Source organism: Bradyrhizobium sp. CCBAU 53351, assembly GCF_015291745.1.
GTDB lineage: Bacteria > Pseudomonadota > Alphaproteobacteria > Rhizobiales > Xanthobacteraceae > Bradyrhizobium.
This window is the reverse complement of record NZ_CP030060.1, coordinates 456,067-473,771: the sequence shown is the minus strand read 5'-3', so window position 1 is coordinate 473,771 and position 17,705 is coordinate 456,067. Positions and strand designations below refer to the sequence as shown.

Genomic DNA, 17,705 nt, shown 5'->3' with positions numbered 1-17,705 from the left:
CCTCTATCGCGCCCGCGCCGCGGCGCTGAAGGCGCTGCGGCTCGAGGACATGCGGCTGCCGGTCGCCTATGTGAAGACGTTCCAGGGGCCGGCCACCGGCATCGTGGTCGAGCGCGAGCGGCTCGACAAGTTCGGCCGGCCGCTGCTCGGCGCCACCATCAAGCCGAAGCTCGGCCTCTCGGGCCGCAATTACGGCCGCGTGGTCTATGAGGCGCTGAAGGGCGGGCTCGACTTCACCAAGGACGACGAGAACATCAACTCGCAGCCCTTCATGCACTGGCGCGACCGCTTCCTCTACTGCATGGAAGGCGTCAACCGCGCGCAGGCGGCGTCGGGCGAGGTGAAGGGCACCTATCTCAACATCACGGCCGCGACCATGGAGGACATGTACGAGCGTGCGGAGTTCGCCAAGGAGCTCGGCTCGGTCGTGGTCATGATCGACCTCGTGATCGGCTACACCGCGATCCAGTCGATGGCGAAATGGGCGCGCCGCAACGACATGATCCTGCATCTGCACCGCGCCGGTCACTCGACCTATACGCGCCAGAAGAGCCATGGCGTGTCGTTCCGCGTCATCGCCAAATGGATGCGGCTCGCCGGAGTCGATCACATCCACGCCGGCACGGTCGTCGGCAAGCTCGAGGGCGATCCCAACACCACGCGCGGCTATTACGACATCTGCCGCGACGACTTCAACCCGATGAAGCTCGAGCACGGCGTGTTCTTCGACCAGAGCTGGGCGAGCCTGAATAAGCTAATGCCAGTGGCTTCCGGCGGCATCCATGCCGGCCAGATGCACCAGCTGCTCGACCTGCTCGGCGAGGACGTCGTGCTGCAGTTCGGCGGCGGGACCATCGGCCACCCCATGGGTATCCAGGCCGGGGCGACCGCCAACCGGGTGGCGCTGGAAGCGATGATCCTCGCTCGCAACGAGGGACGTGACTACGTTCACGAAGGCCCAGAGATCCTGGCCAAGGCCGCAGCGACCTGCACGCCGCTGAAGGCCGCGCTGGAGACCTGGAAAGACGTCACTTTCAACTATCAATCCACCGACACGCCGGACTTCGTGCCGACGGCGCTCGCCGCTGTCTAAAGGAGAGCAAAGATGAAACTGACCCAAGGCTGTTTCTCCTTCCTGCCCGATCTCAGCGACGAGCAGATTACCAAGCAGGTGCAATATTGCCTGAGCAAGGGTTGGGCGGTGAACATCGAGTTCACCGACGACCCGCATCCCCGCAACACCTATTGGGAGATGTGGGGTCTGCCGATGTTCGATCTCGCGGACGCTGCCGGCGTGATGATGGAGCTCGCCGAATGCCGCAGGGTGTATGGCGACCGCTACATCCGCGTCTCGGGATTCGATTCCAGCCATGGCTGGGAGTCGGTGCGCATCTCGTTCCTCGTCAACCGGCCCGCGAAGGAGGCTGAGTTCGAGCTGGTGCGCCAGGAGATGGCCGTACGCTCGGTACGTTACACCACCGTACACCGGCAACCTCAGCCGGCTTCCTCTTAGTCGCTTTCCGCTCGGAGCGACTCTTTCTCCCCGCTCCGACTCCCTGGCGGACAACTGCTTCGCCGTCATTTGCGGCGGCGAAGCCTCTTTATTCGAGGTCCAAGATGCTGGATGTGCCGCACACGACGACCATTGAGGTCAATGAGGTGCCTACTGCGTTTGACCTGCGCAAGGAGGCCGAGGCGGCGGGGATCACGGAGACCTTGCACCAGCTCGAACAAGAGTTGATCGGCTTGAAGCCCGTCAAGCAGCGGGTGCGGCAGATCGCTTCGCTCCTGTTGATTGAGCGGATCCGGCAGCGGGCCGGGCTCGTCTCCTCGGCCCCGACGCTGCACATGTCCTTCACCGGCAATCCCGGCACCGGTAAGACTACCGTCGCCCTGCGCATGGCGAAGATCTTGCACGGCCTCGGCTTCGTGCGGCGCGGACAGGTGATCTCGGTGACGCGCGACGACCTTGTCGGTCAGTATATCGGTCACACTGCGCCGAAGACCAAGGAGATCCTGAAGAAGGCGATGGGCGGCGTACTGTTCATCGACGAGGCCTATTACCTGCACCGGCCCGACAACGAGCGCGACTATGGTCAGGAAGCCATCGAGATCTTGCTGCAAGTCATGGAAAACCAGCGCGAGGATCTCGTCGTCATTCTCGCGGGTTATGGCGAACGGATGACCAGTTTCTTTGCCTCCAATCCAGGCTTCCGATCACGCATCGCCCACCACATCGAGTTTCCCGACTATTCGGAGGCGGAGCTGCTCTACATTGCCGAGCTTATGCTGAGGGAGCGCGGCTACCGCTTCTCGGCCGCGGCACGCGAGTCGTTCGAAAGATACATTGTGCTGCGCCGGACTCAGCCGTTCTTCTCCAATGCGCGCTCGGTCCGCAACGCTGTCGATCGCATCCGGTTGCGCCAGGCCGATCGGCTGGTCTCCGATCTCGACCGGATGCTCGAGATCGCTGATCTCGAAACCATCGATCCCTCCGACGTATTGGCGAGCCGCGTGTTCAGCGGCGGAGCTGGCAGCGAGCAGGCGACCGGGAGCAAATGTCCATGACCAGGGATATCGTCATTGCTCCCTCGATCCTGGCGGCGAATTTCGCGCGTCTCGGCGAGGAGGTCGCGGCGATCGACGCAGCCGGCGCTGACTGGATCCATTGCGATGTCATGGACGGGCACTTCGTGCCGAACATCAGTTTCGGTGCGGACGTGATAAAGGCGGTGAGGCCGTTCACCACGAAGACGTTTGACGTTCACCTCATGATAGCGCCCGTCGACGCTTATCTTGAAGGCTTTGCCAAAGCCGGTGCCGACATCATCACGATTCATGCGGAAGCCGGTCCACATCTCGATAGTTCGCTGCAGGCTATTCGCGCGCTCGGCAAGAAAGCGGGCGTAAGCCTGTGTCCGTCGACGCCGGAGGGTACAATCGAATATGTGCTCGATAGGTTGGATCTGGTGCTTGTCATGACCGTCAATCCGGGCTTCGGTGGCCAGGCGTTTTTGGAGTGCCAGATCCCCAAGATCAGGCGCATTCGCGCCATGATCGGCGATCGCCCGATCCGCCTTCAGGTCGATGGTGGTATCACGTGCCACAATGCTGCCGCCGTCGTGGAGGCTGGGGCCGACACGTTGGTGGCGGGTTCAGCCCTGTTTGGCGGCAATATCGCTGCCGAGTACGCCACCAATATCGCGGGCCTACGAATGGCAACTAGGGTTGGCCGGTCCCCGAGTTAGACTTCGGCATGGGTCAACAAACACGCAGGACGCGGCGGCTAGGCGCTATGCCGGAGGGACGATGGGGCCGTCGCGGTGAATTCCTCTGCCGTGCGCTTTAGTGGGAACTGCTCGGCTCGACCTCATCGTGATGAACCGCTGAACCATCACAAAGGCGTCAAGTCGAGCGCAAAAGCCATTGCGACGAGTAGAGAGAGCAGAAGGCCTGCTCCACAAAATATACCAAGAATCTTGAGAGTATCGCCGTCCTCAGCTGGTTTTCTGACCGTGCTGGAAACGACTCTTGCGATTTGCGCGATCATCCTGCAACTCCAATTGGCAATGCCAGACTGAAAGCAATTTATACTGAGAACAGCGTCATCGGGCCAGCATTGCAAGCATGAGAGGCTACTCTGCCTAGACCAAATGTCTGGCGGAGGCTTTTTTCAGATCGTTTTCGTATGCCTGCAAAAGTGCTGTTGAAGCGTCCACTGGCGCTTCGCATTGCGTAGCCTCGTCGCGGCCAGCCGATCTTATTTTAGAAACCCCGATTTCTGGCTCTTACCCAACCTTACCCAAACTCTGTGTCAAAAGCCGCTTAGCCCGTTAGAATGGCGCATAGCCTTCGCCTACCACGGCCTCTGCTAGAGGAGAGGGCGCGTGGTTTGCGGGCCAAAGAGCCCATCGGAGGGAATCATGCCAAGGACGCTAGCCGTTGTTTGCGGTCATTCGGCTCAACTTATCAAAAAAGCTCTCATTAACTCCACCGTGTGCGCCGGGGCGGCACTGGCTGCCACCCAGGCCTACGCAGAAGACATCAACTGGCGGCAATTCGAAGGCACGTCCATCGTCTGGGCCTACGATATTCACCCCTATGCTGACGCTGTTGCGGCTCAACTGCCCGAGTTCGAGAAACTCACCGGCATCAAGGTGACGCCGGAGCTTTATCCGGATGATGCCTATTGGAATAAGCTAACGATCCAGCTCAGCACGAAATCGCCAAGCTGGGATGTCGTCGGCACGGGCATCCAGCCCGCCTGGGACCTTGCCCCGGGCCAACTGCTCGAACCGCTCGATCGCTATCTAAACGATTCAAAGCTCACCTCTGCAGCCTACGACTACAAGGACTTCTTCCCAGCCTTGCGCGAAGCGCTGACATGGAAGGTCAAGGAGGGCCAGATCGAGGCCGGCAGCGGGCAGGTCTGGGCGATCCCCCATGGCTTCGAGAACATCCAGTTGTTCTACCGCAAGGATGTGCTGGACAAGCACGGTATCAAAGTCCCGAGCACCCCGCCGGAGATGTCGGCCGCTTGTGAGAAACTCAAAGCTGCCGATCCCACCATCACGCCTCTCGGCGTTCGCGGCGTAAGGTTCTGGAGCAGCATCCACACGGCTGCGATCTCGATTGCGAGGTCCTATGGCGTGCACGATTTCGTCGTCAAAGACGGCAAACTCGACACGGGCCTGGATTCGCCAGAGTCGATCGCCTTCCACAAAGACTATGTCGACATGATCAAGAAATGCGCTGCTCCCTCCTTTGCCAATGACAATTGGTACCAGGTGGTCGAAGGGATCAATTCAGGGCGGACCGCCATGGCGATCGATTCCAACATGTTCGGTTTCTGGAACGACGTCGCCGGCAAGCCCGCCTCCGGCAAGATCGCCTTTGCACCACCGTTGCGCGCACCGAACGGCAAGAACTTCGAATCCAACATCTGGATCTGGTCTCTGGCCATGAACGCCGCCTCCCAGAAGAAGGGCGCGGCCTGGCTCTTCATCCAATGGGCGACCTCCAAGCAGGTCGAGCTGAACGGTGCCGTTGCGGGCAAGCTCGTCAACTCTCCGCGCGCATCGACCTGGAGCGACAAGGCCTGGCTCGAATACGCCGCAAAGCCTGAATTCAACAACTTCGTCGAGACGTTCAAGACTGTGCAGGACCAGGCGCAACTCGCCTTTACGGCCCGCGTCGGCTTCGCCGAGGCAATGAATGCCTGGGCGGTGGCGATGCAGAAGATGGTCAATGGAGCGGATGTGAAGGCAACGCTGACCGACCTTGCCTCCGAGATCCGTTCGTCGATGTGAAGTCCCAAAGGGGGTGGTAGGCTTGCATGCCGCCCCCTTGGATTTCGATGTCAGTTGAAATGTATTCTTCAGGATTAGACGCAATCGTGACGCTGCAGTCTTCAGTGAGCCAACTCGCTTCGGCGCAAGACGGCGCGGCCAAGAGTGCCAGCCCGCCGCGCCTTGACTGGTGGAGCATCGCCGCGATCGCGCCGGCGGTCTTGATCCTTCTTGGCTTTCTGTTCCTGTTCTTCTACGGCGTATTTCAGTCCCTGACGGATCTCAAGTTCGGCCGGCCACTGGTCCACTTTATTGGCCTTACCAATTACGCCGCGTTGATCAAGACAGACGACTTCTGGAATAGCGTCCGAGCAACACTTGTCTACGCTGGTTCAGCGGTCCTTGCGGAAGCCGTGCTCGGCGTTGCCCTCGCCAAGCTCTTTGCCACCGAAGTGTTCCTGGCACGCGTGATGCGGCCGGTCATTCTGTTGCCACTCGTGCTTCCGCCCATGAGCGTTGCCTTGATGTGGACGACGATGATGGATCCGCAGAGCGGCATCCTGAACTATCTGCTGTCGCTTGTAGGAATGGGCCGGTTTGCATGGATTTCTGATCCCGCGACAGCGATGATTTCCCTCGTCCTGATCGACATATGGACTTACACCCCCTTTTTCACGCTGATCATCTTCGCCGGCCTCCAGGGCATCAATGAGGAGATCAGGGAGGCCGCGCGCGTCAATGGTGCAAAGGGCTGGGCAACCTTCCTCTACATCGAGCTGCCGTTGATCGCGCCCTACATCCTGATTGCTGCGGTCTTCCGTCTGATCGAATCTCTCAATCAATTCGACATCATTTTCGGAACGACGCAAGGCGGTCCCGGCAACAGCACCTCCGTTCTTTCCGTGCGCGCCTACATCACCGCATTCCAGAACCTCGCCTTCGGCCGGGGCGCGGCCCTCATGGTCGTCAATTGGATCATCGTCCTGGCCGGAGCGTTCCTCACGGTCAAGTTGTGGCGATACGTCCGACAACGCGTTAGCTGAAGAGACGCGACATGCGCCTAAATCGCTCAGGATCGACAAATATCGCTCTCAATCTGCTGGTTGGCATCTGCGCGCTCACTCTCGCTTTTCCGCTGATCTGGATCCTGCTGATGTCGTTGAAACAGCAGGGCGAGGTCATGGCCTGGCCGCCCAAGTTCATCTTCTCGCCGACGCTTGAGAATTTCCGGGTGCTGTTCGACGCCGCGCAGGCCGGCGCGACAAGCTATGGCACCATCAAGGTTGATTTCCTCACGCCAGTGACAAATAGCGTCGCCATCGCGCTCGGATCTGTTTTCGTCTCAATGCTCCTTGGCGTGCCCGCCGGTTACGTTCTGGCAAGGCGAGACATCCCGATGAAGGAGGACATCGCCTTCTTCATTCTTGGCTTCAGGTTCGCCCCGGCCTTGCTCGTCGTCATCCCGCTCTTCAACGTGTTCCAGACCATCGGACTCTACGACACCTATCTCGGCATGATCTGGGTCTACCAGGTCGTCACGCTGCCTATGATCGTGTGGTTGAGCCGCTCCTACATCGAGGATATTCCAAAGGACATCGAGGAGGCTGCAGCGATGGACGGGGCCAAACCTGTCAGGGTCATTCTGCATATCGTGCTGCCGCTTCTCAAGCCCGGCCTGATCGGCGCCTCCTTGCTGATCTTTCTGCTGGCCTGGCACAACTTCGCGCTCGGCTTGATCCTGAGCTCCACCAAGGCGCCGGTGACCGTCGCGCTACTCAAGCTGCTCAATCCGGGGGTGCAGTTCTATCCCGTCATGGCTGCAGGACTGGTCGTTACCATGATCATTCCGGTGATCTTGATCGTGATGGGCCAGCGCCACCTCGAACGTGGTCTCACTTTCGGGGCAGTAAAATGAATCCCAGGCCCTTGATGTTCTTTGGAACGACCAATCTCGACCTCTGCTTCAATGTCGAGCGGCTGCCAACGCCGGGTGAAAGTTTGATGGGCAAATTGAACCGCAATCCTGGAGGGAAGGGCGCCAATCAAGCCGTAGCGGCCGCACGGCTTGGACTGAAGCCCCTATTCTACACCCGTCTTGGCGGGGACGAGGCTGGCCAGTCCCTCTTGCAGTCACTGCGCGAAGCCGGAGTCCGTGCTGAGGCCATCACCATTTGTGCCGGTGAGGTCTCCGGCTCGGCCCTCGTCCTGGTGGGAGACGACGGTTCGAACATGATCGTGATCGATCCGGGCGCCAATCTGAATGTGATGCCGGCCATGGTTGAGAGCGCGGCCGCATTCATCGCGCCAGGCGCGCTCGTTGTTGCCGAAATGGGCTTGCCCATCTCCGCCCTCAACCGGCTCTTTGAAATGAAAAGCGAGAAGGGCTTCGAACTCATTTTTAATCCGGCGCCGGTCAGACCCGGGCTTTCGCCGGCGGCATGGCGACAAGTCGATTACGTGACCCCCAACCAGACCGAGGCCTTCGAGCTGACCGGGGTAGAGGTGACCGATTTCGACAGCGCCGCAGTGGCGGCGTCCAAGCTTCTGCACCTCGGACCCAAAGCCGCACTGATCACGCTGGGAGCGCAGGGCGCCTTCTATGCCGACGCGGCGCACTCGTTTGCGCTGCGTGCCTTTCCCGTCAAAGTCGTCGATACCACGGCCGCCGGGGACGCCTTCAATGGCGCTTTTGCCGCTTCGCTCGCTCAAGGCCTGCCTCTGAGGGATTCGGTCAGACGAGCACTAGCCGTTGCTGCCCTGTGCGTAACGCGCCGCGGGGCGCAGGCCTCAATGCCGCTGGCAGCAGAGGTCGATGAATTCCTCAAATCACAAACGATCTTGGAGTTGGAATGACCGAACAGTTCTCAGTCTCAGACAGAACGGTGCTCGTGACAGGGGCAGGGGGCGGCATCGGATCTGCCATTGTGAATGCGTTTCGGGCAGGAGGGGCCAACGTCGTTGCCACCGACGCCAATCTCGAAAGCCTCAGGCAGACATTGGTAGGACTTCCCCATGGCAATGGCGTGTTGCCGATGGCCATGGACGTTTCGCGCGAAGAGGACGTGGCGCGCGTGCTCGAGGAGATCGGAAAACGATTCGGCCGGCTCGACGTGCTCGTCAACAATGCCGGCGTTAAATCTGCCCAGCCGCTCCTCAGCGGGGCGGCCGACAAGATCGAACGCACAATCCAGATCAACTCGGTCGCAATCCTCCGCTGCTCGAAGCTCGCGATCGAGCGCTTCATGACAACCAAGGGCGGCCGCATCGTCAATGTCGGTTCCTCCTTGTCTTCGCAAGGCGCCGTATTCAACTATCAGGCCGGAGGGGCGGACTATTGCCTCTCCAAGGCAATCGTTCACGACATCACAAAGCTCCTTGCTTATGAATGCGCGCCGCTCAAGATCAATGTGAATGCAATCGCACCGGGGATCATCGACACCCCCATGCATGGCCGTCCGCGTGAGGAGACGGAAGCCCGCCATAGCGGCCGAATCCCATTGGGACGGGTTGGATTGCCGAACGACATTGCCGGCCTTGCCGTGTTTCTCGCAAGCCCTGCGGCCTCCTACATGACCGGCCAGATCGTTCACGTGAACGGCGGGATGCTGATGAATGGCTAAGTCCGGCACTCAGCTTCAATGGCCCGAGATCGCCGGTGTCATTTCCGATCTGGATGGCGTGGTCTACCGGGGGAACGCCGCGATCGCGGACGCCATCGAAGCCTTCAAGAGCTGGCAGCGGGCAAAACTTCCCTTCTGCTTCGTCACTAACAATTCGACCCACACGCCGGAAGATGTTGTGCGCAAGGTCGGAGGTTTCGGGCTTTCGATCTCCCCGAGGCAGGTCGTGACGAGCGCCATCACGGCCGCGGCGCTCATTCGCGCCCAATACCCGAAACTGACACGGGCCTTTGTCATCGGCGCGCCATCCCTTGCCAAAGCGATCGAGGAGGCGGGCCTCGAAGTCACCGATGCGAAGCCTGAAGTCGTGGTGATGGGGCTCGACCGCCAGATTACGCATGACAAGCTGCGAATTGCTGCTGCGGCTATCCTGGGCGGCGCCGTGTTCATAGGCACAAACCCTGATCTTCTCTTGCCGACTGCGGACGGCTTCGAACCAGGGGCAGGGGCCATGATCACGGCAGTTGCAGCCGCAACTCAAGTCCAGCCTCTGATCGTCGGCAAACCCGAGACGCACATGATCGAAGCCGCGCTTTCGCGGCTTGGAACGCCACGTCAATCCACATTGATGATCGGCGACCAGATACAGACAGATATCCAGGCCGGCAAGCGCGCCGGCCTTCCTGCCGTGCTCGTCACGACAGGCGTCCCACCTCGCAAGGACGCCGCGCTGCTGCCAGCCGACTTTACCGTGTCCAGCCTTTCAGAAATCGCCGTGAAGGCTGGTGTAGACACCGTACGGCAGAGGAGAGCGTGATGGCCAATGTTCGCCTGGAAGGCCTCAACAAGGCCTATGGCACTATCCAGATCCTGCGCAATATCGACCTCACCATCGATCACGGCGAATTCGTCGTCTTCGTCGGGCCTTCAGGGTCGGGCAAGTCGACCCTGCTGCGCATGATCGGCGGTCTCGAGCCGATTAGCGGAGGACGGCTTTTCATCGACAATGAGCTCGTCAACGACGTGGACGCGGCCGACCGCAATCTAGGCATGGTGTTCCAGAGCTACGCCCTCTATCCGCACATGACCGTCCGGGAAAACCTGGCTTTCCCCTTGCGGATGGCCAAAGCGACGAAAGCGGAGATCGGGAAGCGTGTCGCTGAGGCCGCGTCCTTATTGCAGATCGACCATTTGCTCGATCGCAAGCCACGGCAGCTCTCCGGCGGCCAGCGCCAGCGCGTGGCGATCGGGCGGGCCATCGTCCGCGAGCCCAAGGTGTTTCTGTTTGACGAGCCGCTGTCCAACCTCGACACCGAGCTGCGGGTGCAGATGCGGGTCCAGATCGCCAAGCTCCACGAGCAGCTTGGAAACACCATGATCTACGTCACTCACGATCAGGTCGAGGCCATGACCATGGCTGACAAGATCGTCGTGCTCAAGGACGGCAATATCGAGCAGGTGGGGAGCCCCCACGAGCTCTATCACTACCCGGCGTCGCGCTTCGTCGCCGGCTTCATTGGCTCGCCTAAGATGAATTTTTTGGGCGGTCATATCGAGGCCGCGCACGAGACAGGGGTGGAGGTCAGGCTTGACGCGGGCTCGACCGTCTCGGTCCCCGTTCGGCCGGATCAATTGCTGGTCGGCAAGCCGATCACGCTCGGGATCCGTCCCGATGATTTCTCGCAGCCGGCAGAAGACAAAGAGATCGCTCTCGAGCTGGACGTCGATTTCGTCGAGCACCTTGGCAGCGTCACCTACATCTACGGCAACGCGGGCAAGGAAGCCGTGGTCGCCAAAGCGCCACGGCTCGAGCCAGCCAAACGATCTGGCAAGGTCCGCCTTGCGGCTTCACCAGCCGATTGCCACCTGTTCACGGCCAACGGCAAGGCCCTGCAGCGGTTGCACGCACCGGCAAATTGGAGCTAATTTTCGGGCCTGCCGCACAGGAGGGGCGGCCGGTATGCACAACCGGGTAGAGCAGGTCAAGAACGCAGGAATCAGGCAGTTCTTCCGCAATTCCCGTTCATTCGTGCTCGGGGCAGGCATCGGCTCGGGCATGACCGCAAGGGCGGCCGAACGGGCGGGTGCAGATTTTGTCCTTGCGCTCAACGCTGGCCGTTTTCGCGCCATGGGCGGCTCCTCGCCAGCCTCGATCCTGCCCATCCGCGATAGCAACGAATTCGTCGCCGGATTCGGCCGAACCGAGATCCTGCCCAGCACCAAACTGCCGGTCTTTTTCGGCGCATGCACCTTCGATCCGCGCCTCGATCTCGATCGCTTCCTCGACCGGATCATCCGATGGGGCTTTACAGGGGTTACCAATTTCCCCTCCGTCATCCACATCGACGATTTTAGAAGGTCCTTGCTCGAGAAATCTGGCCTCGGCTACGAGCGAGAAATCGAACTTCTAACAAAAGCCCGTCAACGCGGTTTGATGACGATTGCCTATACCCGCTCCCAGGCCGAAGCGCGGCGCATGGTCGAGGCAGGCATTGAGGCGATCTGCATCAACTTCAATCTCAATCGCAGCGTCGAAAGCGGATCTGATCCATCGATCAGCCAGTCCGAGCTCGCAGCGCGGACCAGCGCCGTGACACGGGTGGCGCACTCCACCGACAAGAACGTCATCTGTCTACTCGGCGGCGGACCCATTACAAAGCCGGACGAACTCCTCGATATCTGCCGCGAAACGGGCGTCCAGGGCTTCATAGGCGGCTCTTCGCTGGACCGGGTCCCGTTGGAGATGTCGGTCCTCGAGGTCACATCCGGGTTCAAGACGATTCATCTCTTGCGCGAGAAAGTCGATCTGCTCGAGCGTCAGCTCCAATTGAGCGGGTTCAGGCACGGCGTCATTGCCCAATCCTCAGTCATGAAGCGGGTGCTCGAGACCGCCAAACGCCTGGCTGCCAATCCTAATCCTGTGCTCGTGTGGGGCGAAACGGGCTCGGGAAAACGCAGGATAGCGAATCTCGTTCACAGCTTCAGCGACCGCAAACATACAAAGGCTGCGCTCTTCCAGTGCCGCGCGGGGCCGGCAGCGGGCAACATCGGTGCATTGTTCGGCGCGGAGCGCGACGAGACCAGGAAGCGCCAACTATCGATTCTTGAAGCTGCAAACGGCACTGCCGTCCTGCTGCTGCATCTGGATCAACTGCCGCGGGATGGCCAGGAGCGTCTTGCTGATTACCTCGAGACCGGCGGTTTTGCACCCCTGAACGGGGTATCGGTCGTGCGGTCCAACGCACGGATCATTGCAACAGCGACAATTGCTCGCAGCGCCAGCCTTCAAACCGTGCTCTGTCCTCGGCTTCTTGCCCTGTTTACCGGGCTTGACATTGCCCTGCCGGCCTTGCCGGACAGGCTCGAAGACCTTCCCCAACTGGTCCAGCATTTCACGGTGGAAGCGAAGGGAGATTCAAACGCGCCGACGTTGGGAATAGAGAATTCTGCCTTCCTGGCGCTTGCCGGGCATGATTGGCCGGGAAACCTGCGAGAGTTGCGCCAAATCGTCAACCAGCTGGTGACGCTGCAACTGTCACACATTACGGCTGACGTCCTAAGGCCTTTGCTGACCGCGTCATCGGCCGTGAAACGGACAAATGTGTTCTCCGAGCGCGAGTGGATCATCGAAGGGCTGAAACGAAACAAGCTCCACCGCGGAAAAACTGCCCAGTCCCTTGGACTCTCCAGGAAGACCCTCTACAACAAGATCAAGAAGCTGCGGATCCTGGAGTAGCTCTGCTCCTCATTATTTTCGCGCTGGCGGCTTCGTGCCGCTCAGAAGCGCGAACTTCGCCACCGGCGCTCCTCGCTTCCCGGCGCTTACCAAATCGACGCCATCGCCAATCACGAACTTGAGCGCTTCTTCCGGCATCTGGACCAGGCCGGCCAGATGCGAGCCGATGCGCCGCTCGGCCATTGCGGTCTTAGAGATGTCGTCCGTCGCGAACAACACCCTGAAGTCCAAATTGGCAAACCATTCCAGACGTCGAAGCTCGATCTCCTGTCCGCTTTCAATGGGCGTCCCTGTCGTTGACCGCTCAATGAGAGACGCCGGCGGGAAGTTGATGATCCCCTTGATCCCGGCCTCTTTCAACGCATCGGCAAGATCCTCCCAGCACGCGAAGGGATCGATCATGACGATCGCGGCGTAAACACCCGCAGATCTCTCCTTTCGGAACGTGCGCAGATCCCGTAACAGACAATCGTTCCAGTCAACGACGGGCAAGGTCGCCATGACCAGCATGGAGCCTTCCGGAAGGCTCCCTAAAGCCGGCGCATAGATTGCTAGGCAATAACCCTCGCGCGTGTCCGACCTGCTTGAAATGAGCTCGCCGACTGCTCTTTGCTTCAACCGCCTCTACCCAATCTTACCCATTTAAACATCGCACTGATCTTATACGGCATTTCAGTTCGGTCTAGAGATCTGCACGACATCTAGGCACGTCAGGCTTCCGACGACGTCTCATCTATCCGCTGGCAGGCCGGCCTCGTCTGCTTCCTCCCTCGACTTACGCCGCTGTTGGAGAGCTCCAGCAGCGGTCTCTTTTTAGAATTCAATTCACAGGCATTGAACCGCGCGAGCTGTCCACCCGCCCGCCACTTGGCACTTTTTGCAATGGGTGAAACAGCGTCCCAAGGGCTGGCGGAGATGACCTTCGCCTGCTGCGCACCGCGTGCGTCTCATGGGCCCGAAAGGACGCCGGACAGAAGATGCCGGAAGAGGAGAGGGGAAGACACGCCGCAGACAGGACAGGCAACCTTGGCTAGAGCCACCGGTGCGCTCCCGAGCGCTTCGAGACATCTACCCAATATTACCCAACTCTCCCCGGCGCGGCACTTATTGAGCGTCTCGGCCGCGTTTAGACCATTCGTATCAAGCAGGATCGGAGAGGAAAGATCGTGTCGCACCATTGCACCGACGACGCGAAGTCGGCCAGGCTTGGGCGCTCGCCCAAGGTCGGAGCCGCTGGCGCCGTTGCAATCGTGGCGACGCTCGATACGAAGGGCGCAGAAGCATCTTATCTCCGAAACGTCATCGAAGGCCTGGGCCGCACGACGGTGGTCTTAGACGTCGGTACGTCCAAGGCAGGGTCGGACAAAGAGCCGACAGATGGCGGCCGCGCCGTTTCTCCCGTCGAGCTCTTGAACGACATTGCCCAATCGGCCCGCAAAATGGTCGATGATCTTCGCCAATCAGGCGCGATCAGCGCAATTGTCGGAATTGCGGGTGGCAAGGGCAGCGCCGTCTTTGGCGAAGTCGTCCGCGATTTACCATATGGCTTCCCGAAGCTCCTTGTGAGTAGCGCCAGGCCCGCACTGCTCGCCGAACTGGCCGTCCATAACGACATCATCCTCTATCCGACCCTTGTCGACCTCTTCGGGATCAACGCCTTCACCCAACGCGTGCTGGACAATGCCGGCCGCGCCGTGGCCGCCATGCAATATGAGCCATCCCGTCAGAGGAGACGGAAGAAAATCGTCGCCATCACGGCCTTCGGAGTTACGACGCCGGCGGCCAATCAATGCGTAAGACGTCTTGGAGAGGCCGGCCTCGATGCGATCGTTTTCCCCGCTAACGGGGCCGGCGGGCGCAAGATGGAACAGCTAATCGCGGCCGGTGAGTTTGACGCTGTAATCGATCTGACCACAACCGAGCTTGCTGACGAAATCGTCGGTGGCACCGCCAGCGCCGGACCGGATCGGCTCAAGGCAGCCGCGGATCGATCAATCCCGCAGGTCGTCGCGCCAGGCGCAGTCGACATGGTCAATTTTGGTCCACCATCCAGCGTCCCCGATCAGTTTCGCTGCCGCCAGTTCTACTCCCATACTCGCTACACCACGCTCATGCGCACAACTCCGTCCGAAAACGCAAGCATCGGCCGGCTTACGGCCGAGCGGCTGTCGCGGGCCGAAGCGCCAGCCATCGTGCTCTGGCCGGCGAAAGGCGTCTCCGACTACGACCGCGACGGCGGCGTGTTCCGTGATTGCAATGCCGACCGCGCTTGGCTGGACGCGGTCAAGAACAATCTGCCGCCCAAAATCACGGTGCGCGAATTGAACTGTCACATCAACGATCCCGAATTTGCCGAGGCGGCCGCGAGTTGGATCCTCGAGCAATTGGCGCAGGAAGGCTGACTGCGATGCGGATGTTTGAGCGAAGCGAAATCCTAGCGAAGATCGCAAGCCAGGTGGCCGAGCGCAGAGCGGTTCTTGCCGCAGGCAGCAGCTGCGGCCTGGTGGCCAAATGCGCTGTCCTCGGGGGCGCGGACATGCTGGTGGTCTACTCTACCGGGCTGTCGCGCCTGATGGGGCTTCCGACCAGCCGGATCGGAGACTCCAACGCGCGCACGCTCGAGCTTGCCGCAGAAATCCGCAACGTTGTCTCTTCCATCCCCGTGATCGGCGGCGTTGAGGCCTGGGATCCCGTTCGGCTCGATCTCGATGCGTTGCTCGACAAATTCTGGGCGGCCGGCTTCTCAGGCGTGATCAACTATCCCACCATCTCGACCATGGGCGACAAATGGCGCGACCGCCGCGGCCGCGTCGGGCTCGGCTTCGAACGCGAAGTCGAGATGATCGCATCTGCGCGCAAGAAGAACATCTTCTCGCTCGCCTATGTCGCAAACCCGGACGATGCCAAGGCGATGGCAAGCGCCGGGGCCGACTGCATCATCCCTCATGTCGGCGCCACACGGGGCGGGCTCGTTGGCCATGAGGAAGGGCGGTCGGTCAAAGACGCGATCAATCGCATCAACGACATCAACGCCGCGGCCAGGAGCGGGCGCTCCGACGTTGTCCTGCTCTGCCATGGTGGTGCGATCGCAGAGCCCGCGGATACGGCCGAGGTGTACCGGTCGACGCAATGCGTCGGATTTGTCGGCGCCTCCTCCATCGAACGAATTCCGATCGAACGGGCAGTAAAGGCGGCAGCCGAGGAATTCAAAGCCGTCCCGCTTCCCCAACATCACTGACCTCAGTTCCAAGAAATCGCAGCGAGGCTGGAATGGACACACCGATGGGCCAATCAAGCAAGGGCATGACCGTGGCGATCGCCCGAAGCGCAAGGGCGGATCACGAATGGGCAACCGACGTTCTCGTAGTCGGGAGTGGTGCAGCCGGGCTCTCGGCCGCCCTCTATGCGGCAAAAGCAGGACTGCGCGTCACTGTCTGCGAAAAATCCGCCCGGCTCGGCGGCACGACAGCTCTTTCCAATGGTATGATCTGGGTTCCTTGCTCACCCCAGGCGCGCTCAGCGAAGATCGACGACTCGCTTGCGAAGGCAAGGACCTACCTGCAGCACGAACTTGGCACCTATTACCGGGCAGGCTTCATCGATGCTTATCTCGAGGACGGCCCAGCTGCACTTGCCGCCCTTGAGGACGGGACAGAGGTCAACTTCACGCTGGCCTCGGCGCCCGATTATCATTCGAGCCAGATCGGCGGCGTCGACAAGGGCCGGGCACTGAGCCCGGCTCCCTATGATGGGCGCCTTCTCGGAGCCGATTTCGATCTGATCGGCGATCCCATCCGGGTTGTGCTTGGTGGAATGATGATCTCATCCAGCGAGGTCAGAAGCTTCCTCAATCCCTTCCAATCCTTTGCCGCCCTCAGACACGTCTTGCGGCGTGTCGGTCGCTACGCGCGTGACCGGCTGGGCCACAGGCGCGGGACAGAGCTCAGCGGAGGGAACGCCCTGATCGCGCGCCTGGTCGTCAGTCTGCGCAAGCACGGCGTCGAGATATGGCCTGGCTCCCCGCTGATAGAGCTGATCAGGGAAGATGGGCGTGTCACCGGAGCCGTCGTCAAGCGGAACGGTTCCGACCTTCGCGTGCGCGCCTCGCATGGCGTCATCCTCGCAACGGGCGGATTTGCTCGCAGCGCAGAGTTAAGAGCCAGCCTCAGCGGTCCCCACCAGCACGATGACACGCTGGCCCATGTGGACGTTGTGGGCGATGGCATTTCCCTGGCGTCCAGGCTTGGAGCTGCGATTGACAACAATGTCGCCTCTGCCGGCTTTTGGACTCCCGTCTCAATTCTCAAGAGCGGCAGCTCCTCCCAAGTGGTCCCCTATGGCTGGCTCGATCGCGGCCGTCCCGGCGTCATCGCAGTGGGGCCGGATGCCAAGCGTTTCGTCAACGAATCCAATTCGTATCACGACATTTGCCTGGCGATGTTCACCAGCGGCTATCCGGCAGATAAGCGATTTTACTTCATCTGCGACCTGGAGTTCGTACGGTTGAGAGGTATGGGACATCTGCTGCCCTGGCCCTGGACCTTGAGGATCGGAAAATATGCGCGCCTTGGGTACATCAAGGTCGGCCGGACAATTCCTGAACTTGCCAAACAGCTGGGGCTAGATCCGGCTGCGCTTGAAAAGACCGTCGAAGAGCACAACACGCACGCTGCTGAGGGGCGCGATCCGCTGTTCAAACGCGGTGAATCCGCCTTTAATCGCACGCTCGGCGATCCGGCCGTGAGCAAGAAAAACCCAAATCTCGGACCCATCAAGACAGGCCCGTTTATCGCGCTTCCAATCGTTCCGGCAACGCTCGGCACGGCCACCGGCCTGGCAACCGACACTTGCGGCCAGGTCCTAGACGGGCAGGAAAGATCCATCGCGGGCCTTTACGCTTGCGGCAACGACATGACATCCCCGATGCGCGGCATCTATCCAGGAGCAGGCATCACCATCGGGCCTGCGATTGTGTTCGCGTACCGGGCTGTCAACGCCATCCTATCGGCGACGCAGCAAAAGACAAAGGCTGCCGCTTCTGGAGCTTGACATCGTTTGCAT

The 17,705-nt window shown here is 60.5% G+C and carries 16 protein-coding genes and 1 pseudogene; 15 read left to right on the top strand and 2 right to left on the bottom strand.

The features are described from left to right. Positions 1-25: 25 nt before the first annotated feature. From XH83_RS40025 to rpe, 4 genes and pseudogenes are all read left to right on the top strand, one after another. Positions 26-1,093 (top strand): annotated as a pseudogene (locus XH83_RS40025) (ribulose-bisphosphate carboxylase large subunit); the annotation flags it as partial. Between the two features lie 12 nt (positions 1,094-1,105). Continuing rightward, entirely contained in the window at positions 1,106-1,513 is a 408-nt protein-coding gene (locus XH83_RS37205; RefSeq protein ID WP_128929478.1) for a ribulose bisphosphate carboxylase small subunit, read from the top strand. A 104-nt stretch (positions 1,514-1,617) separates the two neighbouring features. After that, positions 1,618-2,568, top strand: coding sequence for a CbbX protein (gene cbbX / locus XH83_RS37200; RefSeq protein WP_128955160.1), 951 nt, complete (start codon positions 1,618-1,620; stop codon positions 2,566-2,568). Beyond that, positions 2,565-3,248: a ribulose-phosphate 3-epimerase gene (gene rpe, locus XH83_RS37195; RefSeq protein ID WP_128929480.1), complete on the top strand. Its 684-nt coding sequence runs from the start codon at positions 2,565-2,567 to the stop codon at positions 3,246-3,248. The genes cbbX and rpe overlap by 4 nt, the downstream gene beginning before the upstream one ends. Before the next feature lie 146 nt (positions 3,249-3,394). Here rpe and XH83_RS37190 read toward each other — a convergent pair whose 3' ends face one another. Beyond that, positions 3,395-3,550 carry a hypothetical protein gene (locus XH83_RS37190; protein WP_164933596.1) on the bottom strand — a complete coding sequence of 52 codons (156 nt, stop codon included), beginning with the start codon at positions 3,548-3,550 and terminating at the stop codon, positions 3,395-3,397. Between the two features lie 445 nt (positions 3,551-3,995). Between XH83_RS37190 and XH83_RS37185 the strand changes: the two genes are divergently transcribed. The 8 genes from XH83_RS37185 to XH83_RS37150 are packed head-to-tail and all read left to right on the top strand — an operon-like array spanning position 3,996 to position 12,644. Beyond that, positions 3,996-5,309, top strand: a complete 1,314-nt coding sequence (locus XH83_RS37185) for a sugar ABC transporter substrate-binding protein (RefSeq protein ID WP_246755941.1) — start codon at positions 3,996-3,998, stop codon at positions 5,307-5,309. A 47-nt stretch (positions 5,310-5,356) separates the two neighbouring features. Continuing rightward, the gene (locus tag XH83_RS37180) at positions 5,357-6,331 is read left to right on the top strand and encodes a carbohydrate ABC transporter permease (RefSeq protein ID WP_245478029.1); all 975 of its coding nucleotides are present in this window, start codon (positions 5,357-5,359) and stop codon (positions 6,329-6,331) included. Between the two features lie 11 nt (positions 6,332-6,342). After that, entirely contained in the window at positions 6,343-7,203 is an 861-nt protein-coding gene (locus XH83_RS37175; protein WP_128929482.1) for a carbohydrate ABC transporter permease, read from the top strand. Further along, positions 7,200-8,141, top strand: a complete 942-nt coding sequence (locus XH83_RS37170; RefSeq protein ID WP_128929483.1) for a ribokinase — start codon at positions 7,200-7,202, stop codon at positions 8,139-8,141. Before XH83_RS37175 ends, XH83_RS37170 begins: the two co-directional genes overlap by 4 nt. Then, a complete protein-coding gene (locus tag XH83_RS37165; RefSeq protein WP_128929484.1) occupies positions 8,138-8,908 on the top strand; it encodes an SDR family NAD(P)-dependent oxidoreductase in 771 nt (256 codons plus the stop codon). The genes XH83_RS37170 and XH83_RS37165 overlap by 4 nt, the downstream gene beginning before the upstream one ends. After that, positions 8,901-9,725, top strand: coding sequence for an HAD-IIA family hydrolase (locus XH83_RS37160; protein WP_128955161.1), 825 nt, complete (start codon positions 8,901-8,903; stop codon positions 9,723-9,725). Before XH83_RS37165 ends, XH83_RS37160 begins: the two co-directional genes overlap by 8 nt. Next, the gene (locus XH83_RS37155; protein WP_128929486.1) at positions 9,725-10,834 is read left to right on the top strand and encodes an ABC transporter ATP-binding protein; all 1,110 of its coding nucleotides are present in this window, start codon (positions 9,725-9,727) and stop codon (positions 10,832-10,834) included. Before XH83_RS37160 ends, XH83_RS37155 begins: the two co-directional genes overlap by 1 nt. 34 nt (positions 10,835-10,868) lie before the next feature. Next, positions 10,869-12,644: a phosphoenolpyruvate hydrolase family protein gene (locus XH83_RS37150; RefSeq protein ID WP_128929487.1), complete on the top strand. Its 1,776-nt coding sequence runs from the start codon at positions 10,869-10,871 to the stop codon at positions 12,642-12,644. Positions 12,645-12,656: 12 nt separating this feature from the next. On the opposite strand, the gene XH83_RS37145 is transcribed toward XH83_RS37150, so the two are convergent. Continuing rightward, positions 12,657-13,154, bottom strand: coding sequence for a hypothetical protein (locus XH83_RS37145; protein ID WP_232995564.1), 498 nt, complete (start codon positions 13,152-13,154; stop codon positions 12,657-12,659). Between the two features lie 656 nt (positions 13,155-13,810). Between XH83_RS37145 and XH83_RS37140 the strand changes: the two genes are divergently transcribed. Genes XH83_RS37140 through XH83_RS37130 form a run of 3 tightly spaced genes read left to right on the top strand, consistent with a single transcriptional unit; the run spans position 13,811 to position 17,693 of the window. After that, positions 13,811-15,046: a Tm-1-like ATP-binding domain-containing protein gene (locus XH83_RS37140; protein WP_232995565.1), complete on the top strand. Its 1,236-nt coding sequence runs from the start codon at positions 13,811-13,813 to the stop codon at positions 15,044-15,046. A 5-nt stretch (positions 15,047-15,051) separates the two neighbouring features. Next, positions 15,052-15,882 (top strand): phosphoenolpyruvate hydrolase family protein, encoded by an 831-nt coding sequence (locus tag XH83_RS37135; protein ID WP_128929488.1) that lies wholly within the window; start codon positions 15,052-15,054, stop codon positions 15,880-15,882. 32 nt (positions 15,883-15,914) lie between these two features. Then, positions 15,915-17,693 carry an FAD-dependent oxidoreductase gene (locus tag XH83_RS37130; protein WP_232995567.1) on the top strand — a complete coding sequence of 593 codons (1,779 nt, stop codon included), beginning with the start codon at positions 15,915-15,917 and terminating at the stop codon, positions 17,691-17,693. Positions 17,694-17,705: the final 12 nt, after the last annotated feature.

Coding starts and splice junctions, on each gene's coding strand:
- XH83_RS37205 (WP_128929478.1), top strand. CDS start 1,106: ATGAAACTGACCCAAGGCTGTTTCTCCTTCCTGCCCGATCTCAGCGAC.
- rpe (WP_128929480.1), top strand. CDS start 2,565: ATGACCAGGGATATCGTCATTGCTCCCTCGATCCTGGCGGCGAATTTC.
- XH83_RS37190 (WP_164933596.1), bottom strand. CDS start 3,550: ATGATCGCGCAAATCGCAAGAGTCGTTTCCAGCACGGTCAGAAAACCA.
- XH83_RS37155 (WP_128929486.1), top strand. CDS start 9,725: ATGGCCAATGTTCGCCTGGAAGGCCTCAACAAGGCCTATGGCACTATC.
- XH83_RS37145 (WP_232995564.1), bottom strand. CDS start 13,154: ATGCTGGTCATGGCGACCTTGCCCGTCGTTGACTGGAACGATTGTCTG.
- XH83_RS37175 (WP_128929482.1), top strand. CDS start 6,343: ATGCGCCTAAATCGCTCAGGATCGACAAATATCGCTCTCAATCTGCTG.
- XH83_RS37150 (WP_128929487.1), top strand. CDS start 10,869: ATGCACAACCGGGTAGAGCAGGTCAAGAACGCAGGAATCAGGCAGTTC.
- XH83_RS37180 (WP_245478029.1), top strand. CDS start 5,357: ATGTCAGTTGAAATGTATTCTTCAGGATTAGACGCAATCGTGACGCTG.
- cbbX (WP_128955160.1), top strand. CDS start 1,618: ATGCTGGATGTGCCGCACACGACGACCATTGAGGTCAATGAGGTGCCT.
- XH83_RS37135 (WP_128929488.1), top strand. CDS start 15,052: ATGCGGATGTTTGAGCGAAGCGAAATCCTAGCGAAGATCGCAAGCCAG.
- XH83_RS37165 (WP_128929484.1), top strand. CDS start 8,138: ATGACCGAACAGTTCTCAGTCTCAGACAGAACGGTGCTCGTGACAGGG.
- XH83_RS37130 (WP_232995567.1), top strand. CDS start 15,915: ATGGACACACCGATGGGCCAATCAAGCAAGGGCATGACCGTGGCGATC.
- XH83_RS37170 (WP_128929483.1), top strand. CDS start 7,200: ATGAATCCCAGGCCCTTGATGTTCTTTGGAACGACCAATCTCGACCTC.
- XH83_RS37160 (WP_128955161.1), top strand. CDS start 8,901: ATGGCTAAGTCCGGCACTCAGCTTCAATGGCCCGAGATCGCCGGTGTC.